Here is a 7,810-nt window from a genome sequence, read left to right on the forward strand (position 1 = left end):
TAATAATAGCTACAACTAGACCTGAAACTATGTTAGCTGACGTTGCTATTGCTGTTAACCCTAATGATGAAAGATATAGCCACTTAGTTGGTAAAACTGTAATCTTACCTTTAGTTGGAAGAGAGATTCCTGTTATTGCTGATGAGTATGTTGATATTGAATTTGGAACTGGAGCTTTAAAAATAACTCCTGCCCATGATCCTAATGACTTTGTTTTAGGAGAAAAATTTAACTTACCTATTATTAATATGATGACTCCTGATGGAAAAATATCTGCTGAATATCCTGCTTATGCTGGTATGGACAGATTTGATGCTAGAGTTAAAATGGTTGAAGATTTAAAAGAACAAGGTTTCTTAGTTAAAATAGAATCTCATGTTCATAATGTCGGTGGATGTTATAGATGTGATACTGTTATAGAACCTAGAGTTTCTAAACAGTGGTTTGTTAAAATGGCTCCTTTAGCTGAGAGAGCTTTAGAAGTTGTTAGAAATGGTGAAGTTAAAATCATGCCTAAGAGATGGGAAAAAGTTTACTATAACTGGCTTGAAAATATAAAAGACTGGTGTATCTCTAGACAAATCTGGTGGGGACATAGAATTCCTGCTTGGTATGGTCCTGATATGCATATGTTTGTAGCTAAAAATGATGAAGATGCTATGGCTCAAGCTACGGCTCACTATGGTAAAGAAGTCGAATTAACTCAAGAAACTGATGTTTTAGATACTTGGTTCTCATCTGCATTATGGCCTTTCTCTACTTTAGGATGGCCTGAAAAAACAAAAGAACTAGAAAAGTTCTATCCAACAAGTACTCTTTGTACTGGTGGAGATATTATATTCTTCTGGGTTGCTAGAATGATTATGTTTGGTCTTTACACTATGGAAGAGATTCCTTTTAAAGATGTTTACTTACATGGTATTGTTAGAGATGACTTAGGTAGAAAAATGTCTAAATCTTTAGGTAACTCACCTGATCCAATTAACTTAATAAAAGAATATGGTGCTGATGCTATTAGATTTACAATGCTTTATAATACATCACAAGGACAAGATGTTCATTTCTCTGAAAAATTAATTGAAATGGGTAGAAACTTTGCTAATAAAATATGGAATGTTTCTAGATTTGTTCTTATGAACTTAGAAGACTTTGATGCTAAATCATTTGATAAATCAAATGTTGAACTTGAGTTAGTTGATAAATGGATATTCTCTAAGTTTAATAGAACAGCTAAAGATGTTGCTGATAAACTTGAAAAGTTCCAACTTGATGAAGCTGCTAAATCAATATATGAGTTCTTAAGAGGTGACTTCTGTGACTGGTATGTTGAACTTGCAAAAGTTAGACTTTATAATAAAGTGGAAAGTGGAGCTAAATCTAGACAAACTGCTCAATATGTTCTTTGGTCTATTTTAGATTCAGGACTTAGACTTCTTCACCCATTTATGCCATTTATGACTGAAGAGATTTGGCAAAAAATTAAACTAGAAGGTCAAACTATTATGCTTGCTGATTACCCTGTTTGTAATGATGCTTTAGTTAATATAGAGGATGAAAAAGCTTTTGAATATATTCAAGGACTTATCTCATCACTTAGAAATATTAGAGCTGAAAGAGGAATCTCTCCAGCAAAAGAAGCTAAAGTTGTTATTAGAACATCTAATCCAATTGAATTAAAAACTTTAAAAGCTAATGAGTTATTCATAACTAAATTAACTAAAATAGAGGAATTAACAATTGGTGCTGATCTTGCTACTCCTGAACAAAGTGGATTTAGAGTTAACGGTGATTCAGAAGTATTTATGATCTTAACAGGACTTTTAAATGTTGAAGTTGAAGTTAAAAAAATAAATGAACAACTTGAGAAAGTTAAAAAAGATTTAGATAAAATAAATTCTAAACTTTCTGATGAAAGATTTACATCTAAAGCACCTGCTCATATATTAGATAGAGAAAGAAGAATTCAAAAAGAATTCCAAGATAAATATGATAAATTAATAGAAAATTTAAAAAATTTCCAATAATATTTACTTAAAATTAAGTAGTAGAGTTTTTGATTTCTACTACTTTTTTCAAATAAAATGTATCCATTGTGATAAAAGTATGCTAAAATAGAATAAAAAATACTATACTTACTAATAAAAGTCGGGGTGATGATGCAATTGGATTTACATTATTTAAGAATATTTTATGAAGTAGCTAAAGAAAAAAGTTTTACCAAAGCAGCTAATAAATTGTATATAAATCAATCAGCAGTTTCTATCCAAGTTAAAAAATTTGAAGAGATATTAAACTCTAAACTTTTTGATAGAAGCTCTAAGAAAATAAAGTTAACTTATACTGGTGAAGCACTTTATAAAATGGCAGAAGAAATTTTTGAAAAAGTTAAAAGAGCTGAAAAAGAGATTGAAAGAGTTATTAATTTAGATAAAGCTAAAATTTCTATTGGTGCTACATCTGTTATAGGAGAACCTTTACTACCTCTTCTTATGAAGAATTTTATTTCTTTTCACGAAGAAATTGAATATGATATTACCATTGCTAGTAAAGAGTGGCTTTTAAAGCTTCTTAAAGAGGGAGAACTTGATATTCTACTTATTGATGAAGAACATATTACTGATCCTAATTTAGAGGTAATCACTGTTGGAGACGTACCTTATGTTCTTGTTGGAACTAAGGGAGGACAAAAACTTGAATCTATTTCTAAAGAACCTTTAATTTCTAGAAAAAATATTTATAATAACGATAAGGCTATTAGTTTTTTAGAGGATAAAAATCATATCTGCTTTAATACTAGAATTCCTGTTCTTGGAAATTTAGGAGTTATTAAAGGGATGATTAAAGAGGGGATAGGAAATGTTATTCTTCCATACTATGCAGTTGCTAAGGAGATTCATAGTAATGAATTTAAATTAATTAAAACTATTGATGAAGTAACTGACTCATATCAAATAGTTATAACTAAGGACAAACGAAATTTAGCTCATATTATAAAATTTATAAATTTTGTAAAGAATTTTAAATTTTAAAATACAGTTAAGGAGGATTTTATATGTCATTATTAAACTCATATAAAACGACATTCTCTCTTTTAGAGGATTTTATAAAAGAGGAAGAAGAAAGAAAAGAAACTGAAAAAGTAGCTAAAGACTTAGCTTCTGTTTTTCATTTAGGAAATAAAGTATTAATTTGTGGAAATGGTGGAAGTAATTGTGACGCACTTCACTTTGCTGAAGAATTTACAGGAAGATTCAGAAGTAATAGAAGAGCTCTACCTGCTATTTCTTTATCAGACTCTTCACATATTACATGTGTTGGAAATGATTTCGGATTTGATTATATCTTCTCTAGAGGTGTTGAAGCCTATGGAAAAGAGGGAGATATGTTTATTGGAATTTCTACAAGTGGAAACTCTGAAAATGTAATTAAAGCTGTTGAAGCTGCAAAATCTCTTGGTTTAAAAACATGTGTTTTACTTGGAAAAGATGGTGGAAAACTTAAAGGACTATGTGATTATGAATTTATTATTCCTGGAAAAACATCTGATAGAATTCAAGAAATTCATATGATGATATTACACATCATTATTGAGGGTGTAGAAAAAATTATGTTTCCTGAAAACTACTAAAAGCCCACAAGGGCTTTTTTTTTGAGGTGATTTTATGATAAAAATTTTAATTTGTTTAGTTTCACTTTTTCTATACACTATAACTTTTACTCAAGAAGCATATATTGCTTCTTTTAATACTCTTAGACTTGGTAAAAACAGAAAAGATTATATCTATTTAGCAAAGGCTATTCAACCTTTTGATCTTATTGGACTTGTTGAAGTTATGAATAAAAAAGGTATTGAAAAACTTACTCAAAATTTAAATAATATCTCTAATGATAAATGGGATTATATTCTATCTCCATATCCAGTTGGTACTGATAATTATAAAGAGTACTACGGATATATATTTAAAAAAGATAAAGTTAAACATATAAAAAATATTGGTTACTATCCTGATTATGGAAATAAATTTATTAGAGAACCTTTTGGTGCTAATTTTAAAATTAATAACTTTGATTTTACCTTTGTTCTGGCTCATTCTATCTATGGTAAAAAAATAAGCCAAAGACAATTTGAAGCAAATGAAATGGTTAATGTTTATAATTATTTTCAAAATAAAGATCCTAAAGAAAATGATATTTTAATAGGAGGGGACTTTAATCTTCCTGGTAATAACACTGGTTTTTCTAAACTTTTAAAACATAGAGATGAAATTATATATAGTGTTGATCCAACTTTAAAAACAACTATTGGTACTAAGGGTTTCGCCAATGCTTATGACAATATTTTTATTTCTAAAAAATATACAAAAGAATTTTTCGGTCAAAGTGGTGCTCTTGATATTACACTTGGAAATTATAAAAAAATACGCAAGGAGGTTTCTGATCATTTACCGATTTTTATTGTTGTAAATACAGAAAAAGATGATGATTAATAACGATGCATATATATTTTTAAATGGTACTTTTACAAAAAATTTAGAGTTTTATAACTCTTTAAATATTAATAAAAATAATATCTTTTGTGCGGATGGAGGAGCAAAAAAAGCTATTGAACTTAATATTACGCCTACTGAAGTTTGGGGAGATTTTGATTCTTTAACAAGTGAAGAAATTAATTGGTTAAAAAATAAAAATGTTAAACTTATCACTTTTAATGTTGAAAAAGATTTTACTGATGGTGAACTATTAATTCAATATGTTTCATCATTGAATTTTAATAAAATATATGTTATTGGTGGAATCGGTGGAAGGCTAGATCACGAACTTACAAATATTAACTTAATGTTTAAATATAAAAATATTATTTTTAAAGAGGAGAAAGAGGAACTTTTTTCTATTTCCAAAGAGTTTACTCTTAATAATTTAAAAGGATGTACTGTTTCTTTTATCCCTTTTTCAGATTATGTTACAGATCTAACATTAAAAGGATTTAAATATCCTCTTAATAATCATATTTTATACAGAGGAGATTCTACTTGCATGAGTAATATTATTATTGAAAATACTGGAGAGATATTTTTTTCTTCTGGAAAATTACTTTGCTCTTTAAATTATTAATTGACTTTTTCCTTTAAATCCTGTAGGCTATTTAATAGTAAAAAATTTTATGGAGGAATACATTAATGAATAATTTATCTACAAAAGCAAAACTTGTTCTTGGAGTTCAACATGTTTTAGCTATGTTTGGAGCAACAGTATTAGTTCCATTTTTAACTGGACTAAACCCGTCTGTTGCACTTTTATCTGCTGGAATTGGAACCTTATTATTTCACCTTTGTACAAAAGGAATTGTTCCTGTTTTCTTAGGATCATCATTTGCATTTATAGGAGCTTTAGCTTTAGTTTTAAAAGATAGTGGTATTGCTGCTGTAAAGGGTGGAGTTATTTCTGCTGGTTTTGTCTATATCTTTATGTCTCTTATGGTAAAGGTATTTGGAGTTGATAGAATTAAATCATTTTTCCCTCCTGTTGTAGTTGGACCGATTATTATGGTTATTGGTTTGAGACTAAGTCCTGTTGCTTTATCTATGGCTGGATATAGTAATGGACATTTCGATTTAAAAAGTTTAATTGTCGCTGCTATTGTTATTTGCTGTATGGTTAGTATTTCAATCCTTGAAAAATCTTTCTTTAGACTTGTGCCTATCCTTATATCTGTTATAGTTGGATACGCTACTGCTGCTGCTCTTGGAATGGTAGATTACGCTCCTATTGCTCATGCACAATGGATTGGTTTCTCAAGTAGTGCATTAAAAGATCTTTTAACTGTACCACAGTTTACAATTACATCAATTCTTGCAATAGCTCCTATCGCCTTAGTTGTTTTCATAGAACATATTGGAGATATTACTACTAATGGTGCTGTTGTTGGAAAAGACTTCTTTAAAAATCCTGGTATTTCAAGAACTTTATTAGGAGATGGTGTTGCAACTGTTGTTGCTGGATTCTTAGGTGGTCCTGCTAATACTACATATGGTGAAAATACTGGAGTTCTTGCTGTTACTAAAGTATATGATCCTGCAATTTTAAGAATAGCTGCATGTTACGCTATTGTTTTAAGTTTCATTGGTAAGTTCGGAGTTATTTTACAAACTATTCCTACTCCAGTTATGGGTGGAATCTCTATAATACTTTTTGGTATGATCGCCTCTGTTGGAGTTAGAACACTTATTGATGCCAACTTAGATTTCTCTCATTCTAGAAACTTATTAATAGCATCTTTAATCTTTGTTTTAGGAATTGCTATTGATAACATTGTAATTTGGAAAACAGTATCTCTATCTGGATTAGCTATTGCAGCATTGATCGGTGTTGTTCTTAATAAAATTTTACCAAGAGATCAAGACACAAAATAATTTTATAAAATAGGAAGGTTTTCTTCCTATTTTTTATTTTTTGTTGTAATATATAAACAATAAAAGGAAAGTGGGGGTTTTTAATGAAAAAATTTATACTACTTGCTATAATTGCTAATTTAGGTTTTATGGGAAAATATTTTTATAATACCAGAAAAAATCCAGTGAAAGAAATAAGTAGTAATGCTTCTTCTTTAATAAAACAAAATAAAACTAAGGAGGCCGATCACATGCTAAAAAACCGTGCTGATATTGATCAAAAATATAAATGGAATCTTAATGATATCTACCCTAACTGGGAAGAGTGGAATAAAGATTTAAAAAATTTACAAACTCTTATGAAAGAGATGCCAAAATTTCAAGGTCAAATAAATAAAGATAGTAATACTTTTATTGAATTTAACAATCTTGAAGAAAAAATTTCAAAACTTTTAGATAAGGTTTATTTATATCCATATTTAAAAAGAGATTTAAATTCAAATGATGAAGAAGCTTCTATTAAACTTCAAGAAATTGAAAGTATCTATTCAAATTATGCTATTTCTGTTTCTTGGATAACTCCAGAAATTTTAACTATTCCAAAGGATACAATGGTTAAGTGGATTGATGAAAATCCTCAACTTGAATCTAATAGATTCCCATTAATGGAGATTTATAGATTACAAGAACATGTTTTAAGTTCAGATAAAGAAAAATTACTGTCATATTTTGGACAATATATGGGAGTTCCATCTGATATTTATAGTGAACTTTCAACTTCAGACATTAAATGGAATGAGGTTACTTTCTCTGATGGTGTAGTTACTCCTGTAACTAATGGTGTTTACTCTAAAGTTGTATCTACAAATAGAAATCAAGAGGATAGAAAAAAAGCTTTTGAAGCTTTATATAAATCTTTTGATGCTAATAAAAATACTTATGGAGTTATTTACAAAAGTATTCTTCAAAGAGACTTTGCATCCGCTCAATCAAGAAATTATAAAAGCAGTTTAGAAAAAGCTCTTAATCCAAATGATATTCCAACAAGTGTTTATACAACTTTAATTGAATCAACTAAGGAAAATACTGCTCCTTTGAAAAGATATATTCATCTTAGAAAAGAAGCTTTAAATTTAAAAGATTATCATTATTATGATAACTCAATTAATATTGTAGATTACAATAGAGAGTTCTCTTATGACGAGGCTAAAGAGGACGTCTTAGAGTCTGTTAAACCTCTTGGTGAAAAGTATTACAACGGTTTAAAAGAAGCTATTAGTGAAGGTTGGCTTGATGTATATGAAACTCCTAATAAAAGAAGTGGAGCATATTCTATAAATATCTATGATGTACACCCTTATATGCTTTTAAATTATAATGGTACTATGGATTCTGTATTTACTCTTGCCCATGAACTTGGT

The 7,810-nt window shown here is 28.9% G+C and carries 7 protein-coding genes; all 7 read left to right on the top strand.

The window, feature by feature from the left end; all coding sequences use genetic code 11:
- On the top strand, positions 1 to 2,024 hold a 2,024-nt coding region (locus Q0V09_RS05265), incomplete at its 5' end, for a valine--tRNA ligase (RefSeq protein ID WP_297487501.1).
- Between the two features lie 129 nt (positions 2,025 to 2,153).
- Positions 2,154 to 3,029 carry a LysR family transcriptional regulator gene (locus Q0V09_RS05270; protein WP_297406203.1) on the top strand — a complete coding sequence of 292 codons (876 nt, stop codon included), beginning with the start codon at positions 2,154 to 2,156 and terminating at the stop codon, positions 3,027 to 3,029.
- A gap of 23 nt (positions 3,030 to 3,052) precedes the next feature.
- Entirely contained in the window at positions 3,053 to 3,628 is a 576-nt protein-coding gene (gmhA, locus tag Q0V09_RS05275) for a D-sedoheptulose 7-phosphate isomerase (protein ID WP_297406199.1), read from the top strand.
- Positions 3,629 to 3,662: 34 nt separating this feature from the next.
- A complete protein-coding gene (locus Q0V09_RS05280) occupies positions 3,663 to 4,487 on the top strand; it encodes an endonuclease/exonuclease/phosphatase family protein (protein WP_297487503.1) in 825 nt (274 codons plus the stop codon).
- On the top strand, positions 4,480 to 5,112 hold the full coding sequence (locus Q0V09_RS05285) for a thiamine diphosphokinase (protein WP_297487505.1): 633 nt from the start codon (positions 4,480 to 4,482) through the stop codon (positions 5,110 to 5,112). Before Q0V09_RS05280 ends, Q0V09_RS05285 begins: the two co-directional genes overlap by 8 nt.
- 65 nt (positions 5,113 to 5,177) lie before the next feature.
- A complete protein-coding gene (locus tag Q0V09_RS05290; RefSeq protein WP_297406601.1) occupies positions 5,178 to 6,410 on the top strand; it encodes a uracil-xanthine permease family protein in 1,233 nt (410 codons plus the stop codon).
- 230 nt (positions 6,411 to 6,640) lie between these two features.
- The coding region (locus tag Q0V09_RS05295; protein ID WP_297487507.1) for a M3 family metallopeptidase at positions 6,641 to 7,810 on the top strand (1,170 nt) is incomplete at its 3' end.

This window comes from uncultured Cetobacterium sp. (genome assembly GCF_947039425.1).
In the GTDB taxonomy this organism is placed as follows: domain Bacteria; phylum Fusobacteriota; class Fusobacteriia; order Fusobacteriales; family Fusobacteriaceae; genus Cetobacterium_A.

Bases quoted from the DNA above. Each gene is read 5' to 3' on its own strand.
- Q0V09_RS05290 (WP_297406601.1), top strand. From the start codon at position 5,178: ATGAATAATTTATCTACAAAAGCAAAACTTGTTCTTGGAGTTCAACAT.
- gmhA (WP_297406199.1), top strand. From the start codon at position 3,053: ATGTCATTATTAAACTCATATAAAACGACATTCTCTCTTTTAGAGGAT.
- Q0V09_RS05270 (WP_297406203.1), top strand. From the start codon at position 2,154: ATGATGCAATTGGATTTACATTATTTAAGAATATTTTATGAAGTAGCT.
- Q0V09_RS05285 (WP_297487505.1), top strand. From the start codon at position 4,480: ATGATTAATAACGATGCATATATATTTTTAAATGGTACTTTTACAAAA.
- Q0V09_RS05280 (WP_297487503.1), top strand. From the start codon at position 3,663: ATGATAAAAATTTTAATTTGTTTAGTTTCACTTTTTCTATACACTATA.